This is a genomic window from Aquibium sp. A9E412 (genome assembly GCF_030398335.1).
Taxonomy (GTDB): domain Bacteria; phylum Pseudomonadota; class Alphaproteobacteria; order Rhizobiales; family Rhizobiaceae; genus A9E412.
Genome location: NZ_JAOAOP010000029.1, coordinates 1 through 17,619 on the forward strand (window position 1 = coordinate 1; position 17,619 = coordinate 17,619).

17 protein-coding genes and 1 pseudogene are annotated in these 17,619 nt (G+C 72.3%); 9 read left to right on the top strand and 9 right to left on the bottom strand.

The annotated features are described in order from the left end of the window. The 6 genes and pseudogenes from N1F89_RS11910 to N1F89_RS11935 form a co-directional block, all read right to left on the bottom strand. Positions 1-343 (bottom strand): annotated as a pseudogene (locus N1F89_RS11910) (hypothetical protein); the annotation flags it as partial. Then, a complete protein-coding gene (locus N1F89_RS11915) occupies positions 340-738 on the bottom strand; it encodes a biopolymer transporter ExbD (RefSeq protein ID WP_290084315.1) in 399 nt (132 codons plus the stop codon). The pseudogene N1F89_RS11910 and the gene N1F89_RS11915, both read right to left, overlap by 4 nt. Positions 739-743: 5 nt before the next feature. Next, positions 744-1,127 carry a biopolymer transporter ExbD gene (locus N1F89_RS11920; protein ID WP_290084316.1) on the bottom strand — a complete coding sequence of 128 codons (384 nt, stop codon included), beginning with the start codon at positions 1,125-1,127 and terminating at the stop codon, positions 744-746. Then, entirely contained in the window at positions 1,117-1,821 is a 705-nt protein-coding gene (locus tag N1F89_RS11925) for a MotA/TolQ/ExbB proton channel family protein (RefSeq protein WP_290084317.1), read from the bottom strand. The genes N1F89_RS11920 and N1F89_RS11925 overlap by 11 nt, the downstream gene beginning before the upstream one ends. A gap of 14 nt (positions 1,822-1,835) precedes the next feature. Next, entirely contained in the window at positions 1,836-2,300 is a 465-nt protein-coding gene (locus tag N1F89_RS11930; RefSeq protein ID WP_290084318.1) for a hypothetical protein, read from the bottom strand. A gap of 4 nt (positions 2,301-2,304) precedes the next feature. Further along, complete coding sequence (locus N1F89_RS11935) at positions 2,305-4,434, bottom strand: TonB-dependent receptor (RefSeq protein ID WP_290084319.1); 2,130 nt, start codon at positions 4,432-4,434, stop codon at positions 2,305-2,307. 210 nt (positions 4,435-4,644) lie between these two features. Between N1F89_RS11935 and N1F89_RS11940 the strand changes: the two genes are divergently transcribed. From N1F89_RS11940 to N1F89_RS11960, 5 genes are all read left to right on the top strand, one after another. After that, positions 4,645-4,845, top strand: a complete 201-nt coding sequence (locus N1F89_RS11940) for a hemin uptake protein HemP (protein WP_354670323.1) — start codon at positions 4,645-4,647, stop codon at positions 4,843-4,845. 23 nt (positions 4,846-4,868) lie between these two features. Continuing rightward, positions 4,869-5,909 (top strand): ChuX/HutX family heme-like substrate-binding protein, encoded by a 1,041-nt coding sequence (locus N1F89_RS11945; RefSeq protein ID WP_290084320.1) that lies wholly within the window; start codon positions 4,869-4,871, stop codon positions 5,907-5,909. A gap of 14 nt (positions 5,910-5,923) precedes the next feature. Beyond that, positions 5,924-6,865, top strand: a complete 942-nt coding sequence (locus N1F89_RS11950) for an ABC transporter substrate-binding protein (RefSeq protein WP_290084321.1) — start codon at positions 5,924-5,926, stop codon at positions 6,863-6,865. Between the two features lie 75 nt (positions 6,866-6,940). Next, positions 6,941-8,041: an iron ABC transporter permease gene (locus tag N1F89_RS11955; protein WP_290084322.1), complete on the top strand. Its 1,101-nt coding sequence runs from the start codon at positions 6,941-6,943 to the stop codon at positions 8,039-8,041. A gap of 7 nt (positions 8,042-8,048) precedes the next feature. After that, entirely contained in the window at positions 8,049-8,828 is a 780-nt protein-coding gene (locus N1F89_RS11960) for a heme ABC transporter ATP-binding protein (protein ID WP_290084323.1), read from the top strand. A gap of 32 nt (positions 8,829-8,860) precedes the next feature. Here the strand turns inward: N1F89_RS11960 and N1F89_RS11965 are convergent, their stop codons facing one another. From N1F89_RS11965 to N1F89_RS11975, 3 genes are all read right to left on the bottom strand, one after another. Beyond that, positions 8,861-11,146: an FdhF/YdeP family oxidoreductase gene (locus N1F89_RS11965; protein WP_290084324.1), complete on the bottom strand. Its 2,286-nt coding sequence runs from the start codon at positions 11,144-11,146 to the stop codon at positions 8,861-8,863. 224 nt (positions 11,147-11,370) lie between these two features. Continuing rightward, positions 11,371-12,552, bottom strand: coding sequence for a M20/M25/M40 family metallo-hydrolase (locus N1F89_RS11970; RefSeq protein WP_290084325.1), 1,182 nt, complete (start codon positions 12,550-12,552; stop codon positions 11,371-11,373). Between the two features lie 6 nt (positions 12,553-12,558). Continuing rightward, complete coding sequence (locus N1F89_RS11975) at positions 12,559-13,449, bottom strand: FCD domain-containing protein (protein ID WP_290084326.1); 891 nt, start codon at positions 13,447-13,449, stop codon at positions 12,559-12,561. A gap of 171 nt (positions 13,450-13,620) precedes the next feature. On the opposite strand from N1F89_RS11975, the gene N1F89_RS11980 reads away from it, so the two are divergent. Genes N1F89_RS11980 through N1F89_RS11995 form a run of 4 tightly spaced genes read left to right on the top strand, consistent with a single transcriptional unit; the run spans position 13,621 to position 17,530 of the window. Continuing rightward, positions 13,621-14,715: an ABC transporter ATP-binding protein gene (locus N1F89_RS11980; protein WP_290084327.1), complete on the top strand. Its 1,095-nt coding sequence runs from the start codon at positions 13,621-13,623 to the stop codon at positions 14,713-14,715. Then, on the top strand, positions 14,712-15,560 hold the full coding sequence (locus N1F89_RS11985; RefSeq protein ID WP_290084328.1) for an ABC transporter permease: 849 nt from the start codon (positions 14,712-14,714) through the stop codon (positions 15,558-15,560). The genes N1F89_RS11980 and N1F89_RS11985 overlap by 4 nt, the downstream gene beginning before the upstream one ends. After that, positions 15,557-16,348: an ABC transporter permease gene (locus N1F89_RS11990; RefSeq protein ID WP_290084329.1), complete on the top strand. Its 792-nt coding sequence runs from the start codon at positions 15,557-15,559 to the stop codon at positions 16,346-16,348. Before N1F89_RS11985 ends, N1F89_RS11990 begins: the two co-directional genes overlap by 4 nt. 33 nt (positions 16,349-16,381) lie before the next feature. Then, entirely contained in the window at positions 16,382-17,530 is a 1,149-nt protein-coding gene (locus tag N1F89_RS11995) for an ABC transporter substrate-binding protein (RefSeq protein ID WP_290084331.1), read from the top strand. Positions 17,531-17,619 lie beyond the last annotated feature (89 nt).

Consider the following 17,619-nt stretch of genomic DNA (forward strand, 5'->3'; position numbering starts at 1 on the left):
GGCGTGCGGCATCGGGCGCTTCGGCGCGCGGCGCTGCCTGCCCGCCGGTCGACTGCGCCGCGCGGCCTGCCGCCGGGGAAAGCGTCTTGCTCTCGGCCGTCCGTGGCGCATCCGCCGGGCGCGGCGTCAGCGTCTCGGCGGGCTCTGCCGGCGCCGTCTCCGACGCCGGTGTGCCGGCGGCGCTCTGGTCGACGAAGGCGTTGCCGGCGAGCGCGATCTCGACCGCGCCGCCGCCGGCGACCTCCACCGTCTCGCCATCGGGCAGCAGCAGCAGCGCGGCGCCGGCATGCGCGGCGAGCGACAGCGCGGCGGCCACGGCCCACTGTCGGGCGGCGATCCTCATGGCCGCCGCCGCTCCGTCACCACCGCGATGTCGGCGATGCCGGCCGCGCGCAGCTCGGCGATCAGCTCGACCAGTGCGACGGCGGGCAGGGCGCGGTCGGGCACCAGCCGGACCGGCGTTTCGCCGTCGCCCGCGCCGCCATGCGCCGCCGCGACCGCGGCGACCGTGGTCGGCCGGCCGCCGATGCGCAGCGCGCCCTCGCGCGTCACGAACAGCGCGTCGGGCGGCCCGGCCGGAGCGGCGTCGGCGGTGTGCGCCGGCTGCACCTCGGGGTCGAGCGGCGGCGCCAGCGTGCCGGCGATCAGGAAGAAGATCAGCATCAGGAAGACGATGTTGATGAGCGCGACGGTGCTCTCGCGCCGCCGGGCGGGCTGCGGGCGCGTGATGCGCATCATGGCGGCTACCGCGCCAGCGACAGCGCGAGGCCGGTCTCGCGCCGCACCGCCTCGATGGCCTCGATCATCGCCTGCGTCGTCACGCCCTCGCGCACCATCAGCACGGCGCTTTGCGCACCGTCGCCCTCGAGCGTGGCGAGCCGGTCGAGCGCGGCGGCGCGCTCGAGGCGGGCGCCGTTCACCTGCCAGCGCCCCGCCTCGAGCACGATCAGCACGTCCGGCGTGGCGGCCGCCGCGCCGCTGCCGGCATGGCCGGCGGCGATCTCGATCTCGGCGAAGCGGGTGAAGGTCGACGACAGCATGAAGAACAGCAGCAGCAGGAAGATGACGTCGATCAGCGGCGTCAGCGACAGCGGCCGGCGGACCGCGCGGGCGCGCTCAAGCCGCATGGCCGGCCGCCTCGCGCTGCGGCGCGGCCGCGGCCTCGGCCGCGCCGGGAACGGCCGTCGCCGACGGCCGGCGGGCCAGCGCCGCGCCCGTCGTTGTCTCGATGGCGACGCGCTCGTTCTCGATGCGCGTCTCGAACACGGTGACCGCCAGCGACACCGGCATCGCCACGCCGAGGCCGACCGCGGTCGTCAGCAGCGCCACCCAGATGCCGCCGGCCAGCATCGACGGATCGACGACGCTGCCGGCCGACTGCAGCGCCTGGAAGGCGTCGATCATGCCGAGCACGGTGCCGAACAGGCCGAGCAGCGGCGCCGTCTGGGCGATCGCGTCGAGCGCCCGCAGGCCGCGCTGCAGGGCGTGCAGCCGGACGGTGGCGAGCCGCGCGGCCTCCTCCTCGATCGCCTGGCGGTCGGCGTCGGCCGCGCCCATGCGCGCAAACACCAGCGCCAAGGCGGCGCCGGCGGGCGAGGGGTCGCGCTCGACGAGGGCGCGCGCCTCGCCGTCGCGCCGCTGCGCCCAGGCGTCGAGCGCGCGCTCGGTCCGGCCGCCGGCGCCGACGCGCTCGCGCAGGAACTGGCCGGCCTTGAGCAGGATCATCGCCAGCGCGAACACCGACAGAAGCACCAGGATGGCGACCACCGGGCCGCCCAGGGCGAAGAGGTTGCCGACGGCGTCGGCCAGGCGGTCGGTCATGGCGGGCTCCCCTGTCAGGCGCCGAAGGCGATGTCGGTGCGGTTTTCGGCGGCCAGCCCGCGGATGCAGGCGTCGGGCGCCAGCCCGTCGCCGTCGCAGGCGGTGGCGTCGTTGATCAGCACGCGGCCGATGCCGCCGCAGTCGAGCTCGGCGAGGTCGAACTGGCGCACCCGCGTGCGCTCGTGCGGCAGGTCGCGGAAGTCGAGCACCATCAGGCGCTCGACCAGGCCGGCCGTGTCGAACAGCGCGACCTCGAAGGCCGCCTTGGCGATGTCGGTGCCGAGCCGGTTGGTCGCGACGAAGGTCAGCCGGCAGCCCGCCGCCGTGCCCTCGAGCGCGTTGAGCTCGAGGGTCAGGCCGGCCGGCGGCCCGCTGTCGGTCGTCGCGTCGGATGCCGCCTCCTGGGCGGCGACGGCGGTCAGCGCCGTCGCCATGGCGGCGAGGGCGGCGAGGAGCCGGCTGGCGTGGCGGGCGGGCATCGCGCTATCCTCCGAACTGCCGCGCCAGCGTGAGCTTGAAGGTCCGGCCTGGCGCGGTGTCGCCGGACAGGTGCTCGCGGTAGGTCGTGTCGAAGACGTTCTCGATTCCGAACTGCACGTCGAGTCCCGCAAGCGGTCCGTCGCTCGGCGTCCAGCTCGCCTGCAGATCGTGCACCATATAGCCGCCGGTCGGGGCGCCGTCACCCCACACCGTGACGGAGGGGTCGGCGACGCGCCGCTGCGGCGCGGCGAAGGTGCCGGTCCAGCTCATCTCGAGATCGCGCTCGGGCAGCCGCGTGCCGAGCGTCAGCACCAGCTCGTCGGCCGGGATCGTGTCGAGATAGGTGCCCGTCCACAGCTCGCCGCGGATCAGGCTGTAGGCGGCGCGCCCGAACAGCCGGTCGCCCTCATAGGCCGCCTCGACCTCGACGCCGCGGTAGTCGGCGTGCGGGGCGTTGAAGTACGGATCGCCGTCATCGGCGCGGTAGATCAGGTCGTTGATGCGGTTGGCGAAGCCGGTGACCTTGAACTGCAGCACGTCGCCGACGGCCGCCACATCGTAGAGCGAGACCGCCGCGCCGAGCTCGAAGCTGTTGGAGCGCTCCGGCTTCAGCCCGACATGGCCGTCGACGTCGTAGAGCTCGTCGAGCACCGGCGCGCGCTGCGTCTGCGCGGCCGAGCCGAACACGGCGAGCCAGTCGTTGAGCTGGGCGTGCGCGGCCAGCTTGGGCGAGAACAGCGTGTAGCGGTTGGCGCGTTCGCCGACGGCGGCCGGCACGTTGTCGCCCGCCGACATGCGGAAGTGGTCGACGCGGGCGCCGGGAATCACCGTCAGCCAGCCGTCATGGACGAACTCCGACTGCACGAAGGCGCCGAAGCTGGTCGCCCGGCCGCTCGGATGCGAGCCGATCGGGTAGGGGCCGGCGATGCCGGGCGGGAAGAAGGGCGGGCCGACGAACTGCGCGTCGGAGACCCGATCCTGCGTCTGCGCCTGGGCGCCGACGGTGAGGAAGTTCTCCCAGCGGTCGCCGGTCATCGTCGCGGTGTTTTCGGCGCGCAGCTGCCAGGTGTCGTAGGCGATGTCCCAGCGGTCGCCGAAGGCGAAGCGCAGGCCCGGCGAGACGTCCGACTGCTCGACGAGGCTGCTCGCATAGCCGCCGGTCAGCGAGAAGTCGATCCACGGATTGTCGATCGGCGTGTAGCTGTAGGCGAAGGTGGCGGTCTGGTCGTTGACAACCCGGTCGGCGGTGCCGAACGCCGTCAGGACGCCGCCCGACAGGCCGGACTGCGAGTAGGGCGCGTCGTCGACGTCGCTGAACCAGCGCGAGTAGCTCGCCTCGAGCCGGTGCTCGCCGAGCGGGCCGAGCGTGAAGACGCCCTTGGCCAGCCCCGACCAGGTGGAAAAGTCGGTGCCGTCGACGGTGTTGCCGCTGCCGTCGACGAAGGCGTCGCTCTGCCGGTGCGTGCCGTTGAGCAGGAAGGCGGCCTGCGCGCCGGCGCGCCAGGCGAGCGTCGAGGAGGTGAGGAAGCCCGCGCCGCCGCCGTTCAGCGTGCCGCCGAGCTTCTGGCGCAGCGCCCAGGTCTGGCCGTCGGTCAGAAAGTCGGCGGGATCCTTGGTGGTCAGGTTGATGACGCCGGCCAGTGCGCCCGCGCCGTAGAGCGTCGAGGACGCCGGTCCGCGCAGCACCTCGATGCGCTTGTAGAGCTCGGGATCGCTGAAGAACGAGCCCATGCGGTACTGCTCGTAGAACTTCGGCGCGCCGTCGACATTGACGATCAGCCGCGGCTCGTCCGACGCGGCGGAGGCGCCGATGCCGCGGATGTTGAAGCTCTCGCCGAGCACGCGCTGCGAGCCGATCGCCTTGACGCCGGGCAACGCGTCGATCGCGTCGCCCACGGTCTCCGGCTGCTCGGCGTCGAGCGCCTCCTGGTCGACGACCGACACCGCCTGCGGCGTCTCGATCGCCACCTTGTCGGCGCCGGCGCCGACGACCAGGCGCTGCAGCAGCGTCACGCGCCCCTGCTTGTCCGCCTCGTTGGTTTCCTGCGCGGCCGCCAACTGCGACCCGACGAGCGCGAGCGTCGCCACGCCGCACAGCAGCCGGCCCCCGTTGCGCATCTTGACCCCCACCATGTCCACACTCCTGACGATCGGGATGTGTGCTGGCTGGCGGGCGGCTCGCTGGCACCGGTTGAACGCTGCGGAGCGGCGAAAAAACATGACACGCCAACTCCGGTATTGCGCTCCCTAATTAACCTGATTAGGACTGTCAAGAAATCGCAGTCACACACCGTCGCCCAGCCAGCCGATGCGAGCCAGGCATCCCAAGGAGGGCACCGTCTCGTGAACAGCCAGAGCTTCATCAACCGCAGCGGGGCGCGGGGGCAAACGGCCGCCGGCGCCATCCGGCCGGCCGAGGCCGGCCCGCGCGTCTACTCCAGCCGCGAGCTCTTCGGCCAGGCGCAGGAGATCACCATCGAGCATGGCGGGCAGGCCTACCGGCTGAAGATCACCCGCCAGGGCAAGCTGATTCTCAACAAGTAGGTGGCGCGATGACGAGCGAGAGCATGTCCGGCCCCGCGGCCATCCGCGCGGCGCGCGCCGCCGATCCCGAGCCGCGCGAGCGCGACTTCGCCGCCCGGCACGGCATCAGCGAGGCCGAGCTGGTCGCCGCCCATTGCGGGCAGGGCGTCACGCGCCTTGAGCCGCGCGTCGACGCCATGCTGAGCGGCCTTGCGGCCGTCGGCACCGTGATGGCGCTGACGCGCAACGACAGCGCCGTGCACGAGAAGATCGGCGTCTACGAGAAGACCGTCTCCGGCAGCGCGGGCACGCTGGTGCTCGGTCCGCAGATCGACCTGCGCGTCTTTCCCAAGGCCTGGGTGCACGCCTTCGCCGTGGAAAAGCGCGTCGAGGGCGCCGTGCGGCACAGCCTGCAGGTCTTCGACGCCGCCGGGACGGCCGTGCACAAGGTGCATCTGCGGCCCGAATCCGACGGCGCCGCCTATCGCCGGCTGGTCGAGACGCTGGCCGCCGCCGACCAGAGCCAGACGCTCGCCGTCGCGCCGGTGCCCGCGCCGAAGCCGGCGCCGGAGCCGTCGGCCGACGTCGCCGTCCTGCGCGCGCGCTGGGAGGCGATGACCGACGTGCACCAGTTCGTCGCCATCCTGCGCGACATGAAGCTGACGCGCCGCCAGGCGGTCGGCCTCGTCGGCGCCGACTTCGCCTGGCGCGTCGAGACCGGCGCGCTGCGCGCCATGATGGAAGGCGCGGTCGAGGCCGCAACGCCGATCATGTGCTTCATCGGCAATCACGGCTGCATCCAGATCCATTCCGGGCCGATCGCCAATGTCCGGCCGATGGGGCCGTGGCTCAACGTCATGGACCCGACCTTCCACATGCATCTGCGGCAGGACCACATCCGCGAGCTGTGGGCGGTGCGCAAGCCGACCGACAAGGGCCACGTCACCTCGCTCGAGGGCTACGACGCGGCCGGGCGCATGGCCATCCAGTTCTTCGGCCAGCGCCAGGAGGGTCAGGACGAACGCGTGCCCTGGCGCCGGCTGGTCGAGGCGCTGCCGCGTTCCGCCGGCTCCGCGGCGGCATGATGGAGGGGCCAGCCATGACCATGACGCAGACCGTCCGCCATGCGCTCCGCCGGCTTTGCGCCGCCGTCGCCGGCGCCGCTCTCGCGACCGGCCTGGCGCTGGCGCCGGCCGCGGCCGAGGAGCCGGCCGTGCCGTTCGCCGACCCTTCGCGGCTGGTGACGATCGGCGGCGCGCTGACGGAGATCGTCTATGCGCTCGGCCGCCAGGAGCTGCTGGTCGCGCGCGACACGACGAGCACCTTTCCCGAGGCCGCCGCGACGCTGCCCGACGTCGGCTACATGCGCGCGCTGTCGCCGGAGGGCGTGCTGTCGGTCGACCCGACGGCGATCCTGGCGCTGGAGGGCAGCGGCCCGCCCGAGACCGTCGCCGTGCTCGAGCAGGCGCGCGTGCCGCTGCGGCTGGTGGCCGAGCGCTACGACCGGGCCGGCATCCTCGACAAGATCCGCATCGTCGGCGCGGCGATCGGTGCCGAGGACGCCGCGGCGGCGCTGGCCGGCGAGGTCGGCCGCGCGCTCGACGCCGCGCGCGCCATGACGACCGGCCTCGACGAGCGACGCAGCGTGCTGTTCGTGCTCAGCCTGCAGGGCGGCAAGGTGCTCGCCGCCGGCAGCGGCACAGCCGCCGACGGCATGATCCGCCTCGCCGGCGCGCAGAACGCGATCACCGGCTTTGCCGGCTACAAGCCGCTCACCGACGAGGCGGTCGTCACCGCCGCGCCGGACGCGATTCTGATGATGGCGCGCGGCGACGGCGAGGGCGTGACGCGCGACGCGGTGCTGGCGCATCCCGCACTTGCCGCCACGCCGGCCGCCGCGGCGGGCCGCATCCTGCGCATGGACGGGCTCTACCTGCTCGGCTTCGGGCCGCGCAGCGGCGCCGCCGCCGCCGAGCTTGCCGCAAGGCTCTACGGCGACGCGCTGGCAGCGCCGGCGGACGGCGGGGCGGCGACCCGATGAGTGGTCATGCGACGCTGCGGCGCTGCCGCGTGCCGACGGCCGCGCCGACCGATCCCGTGGCAGGACGATCCTGCGATGCACGGTAGCCTGCCGCGCCCGGCGCGCACGACGCGCCGGCGGTCCGCCGCCGGCGCCGGCGACCGCTCGGCCCGTGCCCGCTTGACGCTCGTCGTGCTCGTCGCGCTGCTGGCGGCGAGCGCGCTGCTCGGTCTCGGCCAGGGCGCCTCGGGCGCCTCGGCGCTGCGCGTGCTGGTCGATGCGCTCGCCCCCGGCGGCATGCCGGTCGCCGCGCAGGACCGCGTGATCGTGCTCGACATCCGTCTGCCGCGCGTCGCGCTCGGCATGCTGGTCGGCGCCGCGCTCGCCGTGTCCGGCGCGGTGATGCAGGGCCTGTTCCGCAACCCGCTGGCCGATCCCGGCCTGGTCGGCGTGTCGGCCGGCGCCGGGCTCGGCGCCATTCTCATGATCGTGCTGGGCGGCGGCGTCCTGGCGCCGGTCGCGGCCCTGCTCGGCCTCTATGCGCTGCCGCTCGCCGCCTTCGCCGGCGGCCTCGGCACCACGGTGCTGCTCTACCGCGTCGCCACGCGGCGCGGCCAGACCTCGATCGCCACCATGCTCCTGGCCGGCATCGCGCTGGCCGCCCTGGCCGGCGCGTTCTCCGGCATGCTCGTCTATCTGGCCGACGACCGCGAGCTGCGCGACCTCACCTTCTGGGGGCTCGGCTCGCTCGCCGGCGCGACGTGGAGCAAGCTGGCGGCGGCCGCGCCGGTCGTGCTGCCGGCGCTCCTCGCCGCGCCGTTCCTGGCCCGCGGCCTCAACGCGCTGGCGCTCGGCGAGCCGGCCGCGCACCATCTCGGCGTGCCGGTGCAGCGTCTCAAGAACGCCGCGGTGGTGGCCGTGGCCGCCGCGACCGGCGCGGCGGTCGCCGTTTCCGGCGGCATCGGCTTCGTCGGCATCGTCGTGCCGCATCTGCTGCGCCTGTTGATCGGCCCCGACCACCGCTACCTGCTGCCGGCCTCCGCGCTGCTCGGCGCCAGCCTGCTGGTCGCCGCCGACACGGTGAGCCGCACCGTCGTGGCGCCGGCCGAACTGCCGATCGGCATCGTCACGGCGGCGCTCGGCGCGCCGTTCTTCCTGTGGATCCTGCTGCGCCGGCGCGGCGTGCTCGACCTGTGAGAGGGCGATGATCGAGACCCGCGACCTTGCGGTGACCATGGGCCGCGCACGCATCCTGTCGGGCGTCGATTTTGCCGCAAAGGCCGGTGCGGTGACGGCGGTCGTCGGGCCCAACGGGTCCGGCAAGACGACGCTGCTGCGCGCCCTGTCGGGCGACGTCGCGCACACCGGCACGGTGACCATCAACGGCCGCGCGCTCGCCGCGCTGAAGCCCTGGCAGGCGGCCGCGCTGCGCGCCGTGCTGCCGCAGCACACGCCGCTCGCCTTTCCCTTCACCGTCGGCGAGGTCGTGCGCCTCGGGCTGACCGGCGGCGACGCCGGCGCGGCCGGCGCGGCGCTGCCCGAACGGGCGCTCGCCCGCGTCGATCTCGCCGGCTATGCCGGCCGGCTCTACCAGGAGCTGTCGGGCGGCGAGCAGCAGCGCGTGCAGCTCGCCCGGGTGCTGTGCCAGGTCTGGCAGCCGGTCGCCGGCGGCGCGCCGCGCTGGTTGCTGCTCGACGAGCCGGTCTCCAGCCTCGACATGCGCCACCAGCTCCTGGTGATGCGCATCGCCGCCGACTTCGCCGCCGCCGGCGGCGGCGTCGTCGCCGTGCTGCACGACCTCAACCTGGCGGCCATGTTCGCCGGCCATATCGTGATGATGAAGCAGGGCGCCCCGGCCGCCGCCGGCCCGCCGCGCACGGTGCTCTGCGACGCGGTCCTGGCGCGCGTCTTCGACTGTCCGCTGGCCGTCGGCCGGGTACCCGACGACGGCACCCCCTTCGTGCTGCCGCAGGCGGCCGGCTGAGGCACGCTGCGGCCGGGCGTGCTCGCCCGGCCTCAGGCGCGCGCGTCGGGCTCGATGCGCACCGGCACGGCCTTGCCGGCCGGCGTCTTCGACAGCTTGTCGTGGTGGCCGATCGGCACCAGCACGTTGCATTCGGGAAAATACGACACCACGGTGCCGCGCGGCAGGTCGTAGGGGATGACCTTCATGCCGCTCAGGCGCCGGTCGCGGCCGTCGTCGAAGTCGCAGACCAGGGTCACGCTCTGGTCGCGTTCGAGCCCGGCCTCGGCGATGTCGGCCTCGTTCATCAGCACCACCTCGCGCGTGCCCTCGACGCCGCGGAAGCGGTCGGAATAGCCGTAGACGGTGGTGTTGAACTGGTCGTTCGAGCGCACGGTGACGAGCCGGTAGCGGCCCGGCCGGTCGCCGAAGTCGAGCGCGTCGAGGCGCTCGGGCGTCGTGAAGACGGCCTTGCCGCTGTCGGTGTTCCACTTGCGGTAGTGGGCGCCGATCTCGCGATAGAAGCCGCCGGGCTGGTGCAGCCGTTCGTTGAAGTCCCTGAAGTCGTCCGGGTAGGTCTGCTCGATCAGCGCGCGCACCGTGCCGTAGTCGGCGGTCCACGCGTCCCACGTCACCCTGGGGTTCGGCTTCAGCGTCGCCTTGGCCATGCCGGCGACGATCGCCAGCTCGCTCTTCAGCGTGTCGGCGGCCGGCGTGCGGTGGCCGATCGAGCCGTGGATCATCGCGAAGCTGTCCTCGATGCTCACCGCCTGCGGGCCGCTCTCCTGGATGTCCTCCTCCGCGCGGCTCAGGCACGGCAGGATGTAGGCCGCCTTGCCGGGAAACAGGTGCGAGCGGTTGAGCTTGGTCGAGATCATCACCGTCAGCTCCTGTCGCGGCCAGGCGCGCTCCATCAGGTCGCGGTCGGGCACCGCGCGCAGCAGGTTGCCGCCGAGGCTGATCGTCGCCTTGACGCGGCCGTCGGCCATGCCCTCGACCGCGTCGACGATGTGCATGCCGTCCTTTTGCGGCGGCTCGAAGTCGAACAGCGCGCGCAGCCGGTCCATCGGGATCAGCGCCGTCTTCTCGGCGATGCCGACGGTGCGCTGGCCCTGCACGTTGGAATGGCCGCGCACCGGCGTGATGCCGGCGCCCTTGCGGCCGATATTGCCGCGCATCAGCATCAGATTGGTCAGAAGCGCGATGTTGAGCCAGCCATGCGCCTGCTGCGTCAGGCCCATGCCGTAGGCGGCGATCACCTTGTCGGTCGACATGTAGGCGCGCGCGGCCTCGCGGATCGCCGCCTCGCCGAGCCCCGAGGTGCGTTCGATGTCGGCCCAGTCGGTCTCGCGCAGCTCGGCCGCGAAACCCTCGAAGCCGGTGGTGTGCTCGGCGATGAAGGCGGCGTCGAGCACCCGCGCGCCGCCGTCCCGCCGCGCCGCGTCGTCGGCCTCGAGCACCGCCTTGCACAGCCCCATCAGCGCGCCGATGTCGCCGCCGGCCTTCACCTGGTGGTACTGGTCCGAGATCACCGTCTCGTCGCCGGTCACCATGGCGCTCAGGTCCTGCGGGTCGACGAACGACACCAGGCCCTGCTCGCGCATCGGGTTGAAGGTGATGATGCTGCCGCCGCGGTCCTTGAGCGCCTTCATCGGGTGCAGGAAGCGCGGCGAGTTGGTGCCGGGGTTCTGGCCGAAGAACATGATGAGCTCGGTCTCGTCCAGGTCCTCCCACACGATGGTGCCGACCGGCGAGCCGATCACCCGCTTGAGCCCGACGCTCGTCGTCTCGTGGCACATGTTGGAGCTCTGCGGCAGGTTGTTGGTGCCGTAGAGCCGGGCGAACAGCGCATAGAGATAGGACGCCTCGAGCCCGGCATGGCCGGAGGAATAGAACACCGCGCTGTCCGGCTCGATCCGGTTGAGCGCCGCGGCGATGCCGGAGAACGCCTCCTCCCAGCCGATCTCGACATAGCGGTCGGTGTCGGGATCGTAGCGCATCGGCGCGGTCAGCCGGCCTTGCGCCTCGAGCTCGTGGTCGGTGCGCTCGCGCAGCGCGCTCACCGTGTGCTCGGCCAGGAAGGCGGGCGTGCAGCGGTGGCTGGTCAGCTCCCACAGCGTCATCTTGGCGCCGTTCTCGCAGAACTCGAAGGGGTGGTAGTTGGCCGGTTTCGGCCAGGCGCAGGACATGCACATCAGGCCGCCGGGCTTGTTCTGGCGGCGCAGCGTGTCGAGCGCGCCGGGCGCGGCCGCCGCGTTGCGCGCGATGCGGCCGATGCCGCGCAGGGACCCCCAGCCTCCGGCAGGGCCCGATTCCTTGGGCAGGTCGCTGGTGCTCATGGCGTTCGCCTTCCGTGCGGGTGGGCAGCGTGAAGACGAACAACCGGGGCGGCGGCCGAATGTTCCTGGGCGCGCGGCCTGCCGGGCGGTTTTTTCGACCGGCCGGCGGCCCGCGCCGGCGGCTTGGAGCCGCTCTGCTTTTCGCGGAATCGCAGAACGGCTCCGGCTTACTGTCTTGACGCGTCTGCGAAAGGCGAAGCGGTTTCCGCTTCGCCTGGAACGCGTCAGCGGCCGAGCGCCAGCAGCAGCCCGGCGGTCAGCCGGCCGCGCTCGGCCAGGCTGGAGGCGAGGATGTGCTCGTCGAGCGTGTGCATGCCGGCGCCCGCCGCACCGAGCGAGCACAGCGAGGCGATGCCGAGCGCGCCGGTGAAGTTGGCGTCCGAGCCGCCGCCCGAGGAGTGGGCCGACAGCGGCTGGCCGAGCGCCGTGGCGATGCCGCGCGCGGTCTCGAACAGCGCCATCGTCTCCGGCCGGCCGTTGGCCCACAGCGGCCGGGCGACGGTCTGCCGCACGGCGAAGGCGACGCCGTCGCGGGTCCCGGCGGCCGCCAGCAGGGCCTGGCTGCCGCGCGCCAGCGCCGCCTCGGTCTTGGCCATGCTGAGCACCTGGGCGCTGGCCTGCGCCGGCACGCAGTTGACCCAGCGGCCCGACGACAGGTCGTTGACGGAAAAGGTGCACTCCTCGTCGGTCATCGCCTCGATCTCGAGGATGCGGCGGCACATCTCGCGCACCGCCGAGGCGCCGTCCTGCGGCTTGATGCCGGCGTGCGTCGGCGTGCCGCGCGTCTCGATGGCGTAGCGCGCGATCGCGTAGCGCCCGGTGGTCACGCCGTTGCCGGCGAGCGCCGGCTCGGGGCACAGCACGTAGCGGTGGCGCAGCGCCTCCGCCTCGATCAGTGCGCGCGAGGTCGGCGAGCCGAGCTCCTCGTCGGGCGTGAACAGCACGGTGACGGGCAGCGGCGTGCGGTGGCCGGCCGCGGCGAGCTGGCGCAGCGCCTCGAGCGCGATGTAGTTGCCCGCCTTCATGTCGAGGATGCCCGGCCCGTAGACGCGGTCGGCCTCGCGGCGGAACGGGTTGCGCGCCAGCGTGCCGACGGGATGCACCGTGTCGAAATGGCCGGAGATCAGGACGCCGGGCGCGCCGGCGTCCGGGTGCGGCAGGCGGGCGCGGACCGAGGGGCCCATGCCGTCGCGACCCGGCACCATCTCGACCTGGGCGCCCATCACCGCCAGCTCGTGCGCGACCAGGCGCATCATGCGCGCCACCGCTTCGGCGTCGAGCGAGGGGCTCTCGCAGCGCACCCAGGGCTCGATCCCCGCCACCATCGCCTCGGTGTCGAAGGGCAGGGCGGCCGCGATGTCCGCGGCGCTGCCGGCCGCCGGCGCCGCTGCGGGAGAACTCGCCATCGTGTCTTACTCCGTCTTTGTGGTGGTGTTGGTTGCCGTCCGCGGCTCGTCGCCGCTATCGGGCACGCGCCGCGGATCGTGGCTGCTCAGCCGCTCCATGGCGTCGGCGATGTTGAGCTGCTGCGACAGCGCCGGGTCGAACAGCGCCCGGTGGAAGCTCAGTTCCATGTCCTGCACGTATTCGCCCGCCTCGCGCACATGCTCGCGCATCAGATGCACGGCCTGCTCGGCGTCGCGGCGCTCGAGGGCGGCGACGATCTCCTCGTGCGCGTGGATCACGTGGTCGGCGAACGGCTCCATCTTGCCGTGCGCCACCGCCTTCGGCGTCACCATCGAGTAGAGCGCGTGGTTCATGAACACGCAGAAGAAGCGGAAGAAGGCGTTCGGCACGCGATGGGCGATGATCTGGTGGAACTGGATCTCGGCCGCCCGGTGGCTGGCCGCGTCGACGGCGCCGCTGCGGCCGTGGTCGCACACCGCGATCGTGCGGCGCATGGCGGCGAAGTCGGCGGGCGTCAGATGGTCGATCGCCGCGCGCACCATCAGCGGCTCGAGCATCAGGCGCACCTCGTAGATCGCCCGCGCGTCGAGCTTCTGGAAGCAGAAATAGGTGGTGAGAAGCCGCATCGCCCGGTCTTCCGGCACCTCGGTCAGCCGCGCGCCGCCCTTCGGCCCGGTCACCATGGTCACCAGCCCCTGCACCTCGAGCGACTTCAGCGCCTCGCGCAGCGTGCCGCGCGAGCAGCCGAAGATCTCCAGCAGCTCCTTTTCCTGCGGCAGGCGGTCGCCCGGCTGCTTGCCGGTCAGCAGGATCCAGCGCAGCAGCTCCTCGGCGATCAGGTCCGACCGCTTCGCCTTGTGCCGTGCCGATGCGAGTGCGCGGGGCGCTGTGCCCATGAATCCGGTCTCCTTTCGCGGCCGACGCCTGGCCCACGCTAGCCGCCTCGTGCCGGCAAAGAAAGCCTCTCCCTCATATTAATCCTATTTATTATAATAAATGTTGACTCGGCGCCCGCTCGCAGGTCAACATTCGCGGCGTTCGGAAAGGCGGGAGGAGCCGGGCCAGGCATGCATGACGGGCGGCGCAAACAGGACGCGACGGGTGTGCGCATCGACGGCGTCAGCAAGGCCTTCGGGTCGCGCGCCGTGCTGCGCGACTGCTCGCTCGACATCGAGGCGGGCACCTTCGTGACGCTTCTCGGCGCGTCCGGCAGCGGCAAGACCACCCTGTTGCGCATCATCGCCGGCTTCCTGTCGGCAGACCGCGGCGACATCCTGTTCGACGGCCGCTCCATGCGCGGCGTGCCGACCCATAGGCGCCGCCTCGGCATGATGTTCCAGAGCTACGCGCTGTTTCCGCACATGAGCGTCTTCGACAACGTCGCCTATGCGCTGCGCATGCGCGGCGACACCGATCGGCTGGCGGCGCGGGTGGGCGAGGCGCTCGAGCTCGTGCGGCTCGAGGGCTATGCGCAGCAGCGGCCCGACCGGCTCTCCGGCGGCCAGCGCCAGCGCGTCGCCATGGCCCGCGCCGTGGTCGCCAATCCGCCGCTTCTGCTGCTCGACGAGCCGCTGTCGGCGCTCGACAAGGAGCTGCGCGAGCAGTTGCAGGTCGAGATCAAGACGATCCATCGAAGTGCCGGAACCACCTTCATCAACGTCACGCACGACCAGGGCGAGGCGCTCGGCATGTCGGACTCCGTCGTCGTCATGGGCAACGGCGTCATCCAGCAGGCGGCGAGCCCGCAGGAGCTGTGGAACCGGCCGGTGAGCGCCTTCGTGGCGCGCTTCCTCGGCGGCTCGAACCTGCTGCGCGCCGAACGCCGCGGCGCCGAGGCCCGGCTCGCCGACGGCACGGTCATGAAGGTGCACGGACCCGCGCCCGACGGGCCGGTCGAGCTCGCCGTGCGGCCCGAGCTGGTGACGATCGGCGAGGGGGCCGACGACGGCGCCAACGCGGTGCCGGCCACGGTGCGCGAGACGATCTTTCTCGGCGAGGCGATCAAGATCGTCGCCGATGTCGCCGGCCACACGCTCGAGGCGCGCGTGCCGGTGGCGCGGGCCGAGGCGGCCCGGCCGGGCGCGCGCCTGGTCTTGCGCTGGCGGCCGGAGGACACGCTCGCCCTGCCGGCCGAGGCGGGCGGGAAGGACGGCGCGGCATGACCGGCCGGCGCGAAGAAAGGTGGATCGTCTTCGCGCTGCTGCTGCCGGCGCTCGTGCTCTACGGCGCGTGCTTCATCTGGCCGACCGGCGTTCTCCTGTCGCGCAGCGTGACAGAGGCCGGCGAGCTCTCGCTCGTCAACTACCGGGAGCTGTTGGAAACCCCGCTCTATCTCGGCGTGATCTGGACCACGCTGCGCATCTCCGTCGTCACGACGGTCGTCTGTCTGGTGATCGGCTATCCGGTGGCGATGCTGATGGAGCGGGCCGGCCCGCGGGCGCGCATCCTGCTCCTGCTCGCGGTCACGGTGCCCTACTGGCTCGACTACATCGTGCGCACCTATTCCTGGATGGTGCTGCTCGGCCGCTACGGCTTCGTCAACCAGGTCCTGATGTGGCTCGGTCTGGTCGACGTGCCCTATTCGCATCTCAGCTCCGAGCTCGCGGTGCTGGTCGGCACGATCCAGGTCATGCTGCCGCTGATGATCCTGGCGCTGTTCGCCGCCATGACGCGGATCGACCGCACGCTGATGGACGCGGCCGCCGCGCACGGCGCCTCGGCATGGCGCGCCTTCCGCACGGTCTACCTGCCGCTGTCGATGCCCGGCGTCATCGCCGGCGCGCTGCTCACCTTCGTCAACACGGTGGGCTTCTACATCACGCCGGCGCTGCTCGGCGGGCCGCGCCAGACGATGATCTCGCAGAGCATCGAGACGCTGGCCGCCAAGCTGTTCGACTGGCCGATGGCGGCGACCGTCTCGGTCGTGCTGCTCGTCATCAGCCTGGCGATCCTGGTGGTCTTCAACCGGTTCTTCGGCCTCGAGCGGCTGGCGGGAGGCGACCGGTGATCTCGCGCACCGAAGCCCGCGTGCTGTGGTTCTGCGCCACGGTGGCGCTGTTCTACCTGCTGTTCCCGGTCGTCGTGGTGATGACCGTGTCGTTCAGCTCGAGCAAGTTCCTCGACTTTCCGCCGCCCGGCTACTCGCTGCAGTGGTACCGGGCGCTGCTCGACGAGGGCTGGCTGTCGTCCTACTGGATCACCTTTCAGGTCGGCACGCTGACGGCGCTGTTCTCGACCCTGGTCGGCGTTCCCGCCGCCTTCGCGCTCGCCCGCTACGATTTTCCCTTCCGGCGCAGCTTCGAGGCGCTGCTGCTGGCGGCCATCATCGTGCCGCCGATCATCAAGGCGATCTCGCTCTATCTCTTCTTCGCGCCCATCGGGCTGGCGAACACGGTGCTCGGCCTGGTGCTCGGCCACACCGTCACCGGCGTTCCCTACGTGGTGATCAACCTGCTGGCCACGCTCAAGGGCTACGACCGCGACCTTGAGCGCGCCGCCCAGGCGCACGGCGCCACGCCCCTGCAGGCGATCCGCACGGTGACGCTGCCGGTGCTGGCGCCCTCGGTGCTGGTCGGCGCCGTCTTCGCCTTCCTGCAGTCGGCCCAGGAGCTGCTGGTCGCCCTCTTCCTGCTCGGCACCGTGGAGAAGCCGCTTGCGGTGCGCATGTGGGAGGGCGTGCGCATCTCGCTCTCGCCGACCATCGCGGCGGCGTCGGGAACCCTCGTCGTGCTGGCGCTCGCCGCGCTGGCCGTCGTCGCGCTCGCGCTGCGCAGCCGCCGCCGGGCGCCCGCATAACCATAAGCTGGAAGCAACCGAAAGGAGTGGACGATGCTGGACAGAAAGGAACAGGAGCGGGCCGCGCGCACCCTGCGCAAGGTGCTCGACGACACGCGCGGCCAGTCGCGCAGGCAGTTTCTCGCGAGCCTCGGCAAGGCGGCGGCCGGCTCGGCGCTGCTGACGACCTTCCACGGCATGCTCGCCACGCGCGCGGCCGCGCAGGAGACCGCGCCCGTCACCACCATGGGCTGGGGCGGCGAGTGGGACGAGCGCATCGCCGCCGCCTACTACGAGCCGTTCACCGAACGGTCGGGCACGCCGGTCCGGGTCATCCCCTATTCCACGCCCAAGGTGCTGGCCATGCACGAGGCGGGCGCGATGGAGATCGACTTCCTGCTCGGCGCCGGGCTCGACACGCCGATGCTGATCGAGCGCGGCGTCACCGAGCCGATCGACTGGAGCGTCGTCGACAAGAGCGCGCTGACGCCGAACCAGCTCGCCTATGGCGACCACGCCATCGGCGGCAGCACGCTGTCCTACGTGATGGCCTACAACACCCGCCGCTGGCCGGGCGACGACCATCCGAAGAGCTGGGCCGACTTCTGGGACGTCGAGCGGTTCCCCGGGCCGCGCGCGCTCGGCCGCTACACCGCCTATCCGACGCTCGAATTCGCGCTGCTCGCCGACGGCGTGCCGAAGGAGGAGCTCTATCCGCTCGACCTCGACCGCGCGTTCGCCAGCCTCGACCGCATCAAGCCGCACATCTCGAGCTGGTGGGAGACCGGCGGCCAGCAGCAGCAGCTCATGGAGGACATGGAGGTCGACCTTCTCTATGTCTGGAACGGCCGCGGCACGGTCACCATCCGCGACAACGGCGCGCCGTTCGCCTTCATGTGGACCGACGCGGCCTATCAGGGCGAGGTCGAGGCCTGGCTCGCCATGAAGGGCGGACCGAACCCGAAGGGCGCCATGCGCATCCTCGACTGGCTCGGCCGCGCCGAGCCGCAGGCGGCGTTCGCGCGGGTGATGTACTACGGACCGACGAACCTCAAGGCCTACGACCTGCTGGAGCCCGATCTGGCGGCGATCCTGCCGTCGTCGCCGCAGAACCTGCCGCAGCAGTTCGCGATCGACTGGGGCTGGTGGGGCGAGAACTTCGACACCGCCCAGCGCCGCTTCGAGGAGTGGCTGCAGGCCTGACCGCGGTTCTGCGTGCGGCGCCTCCCGGCGGCCTCGCACGCAGCGCTTGCTTGCCGGCCGCGCGCCCCTGCCGCGGCCGGTCCTTCCCC

Coding starts and splice junctions, on each gene's coding strand:
- N1F89_RS11915 (WP_290084315.1), bottom strand. CDS start 738: ATGATGCGCATCACGCGCCCGCAGCCCGCCCGGCGGCGCGAGAGCACC.
- N1F89_RS11920 (WP_290084316.1), bottom strand. CDS start 1,127: ATGCGGCTTGAGCGCGCCCGCGCGGTCCGCCGGCCGCTGTCGCTGACG.
- N1F89_RS11925 (WP_290084317.1), bottom strand. CDS start 1,821: ATGACCGACCGCCTGGCCGACGCCGTCGGCAACCTCTTCGCCCTGGGC.
- N1F89_RS11930 (WP_290084318.1), bottom strand. CDS start 2,300: ATGCCCGCCCGCCACGCCAGCCGGCTCCTCGCCGCCCTCGCCGCCATG.
- N1F89_RS11935 (WP_290084319.1), bottom strand. CDS start 4,434: ATGGTGGGGGTCAAGATGCGCAACGGGGGCCGGCTGCTGTGCGGCGTG.
- N1F89_RS11945 (WP_290084320.1), top strand. CDS start 4,869: ATGTCCGGCCCCGCGGCCATCCGCGCGGCGCGCGCCGCCGATCCCGAG.
- N1F89_RS11950 (WP_290084321.1), top strand. CDS start 5,924: ATGACCATGACGCAGACCGTCCGCCATGCGCTCCGCCGGCTTTGCGCC.
- N1F89_RS11955 (WP_290084322.1), top strand. CDS start 6,941: ATGCACGGTAGCCTGCCGCGCCCGGCGCGCACGACGCGCCGGCGGTCC.
- N1F89_RS11960 (WP_290084323.1), top strand. CDS start 8,049: ATGATCGAGACCCGCGACCTTGCGGTGACCATGGGCCGCGCACGCATC.
- N1F89_RS11965 (WP_290084324.1), bottom strand. CDS start 11,146: ATGAGCACCAGCGACCTGCCCAAGGAATCGGGCCCTGCCGGAGGCTGG.
- N1F89_RS11970 (WP_290084325.1), bottom strand. CDS start 12,552: ATGGCGAGTTCTCCCGCAGCGGCGCCGGCGGCCGGCAGCGCCGCGGAC.
- N1F89_RS11975 (WP_290084326.1), bottom strand. CDS start 13,449: ATGGGCACAGCGCCCCGCGCACTCGCATCGGCACGGCACAAGGCGAAG.
- N1F89_RS11980 (WP_290084327.1), top strand. CDS start 13,621: ATGCATGACGGGCGGCGCAAACAGGACGCGACGGGTGTGCGCATCGAC.
- N1F89_RS11985 (WP_290084328.1), top strand. CDS start 14,712: ATGACCGGCCGGCGCGAAGAAAGGTGGATCGTCTTCGCGCTGCTGCTG.
- N1F89_RS11995 (WP_290084331.1), top strand. CDS start 16,382: ATGCTGGACAGAAAGGAACAGGAGCGGGCCGCGCGCACCCTGCGCAAG.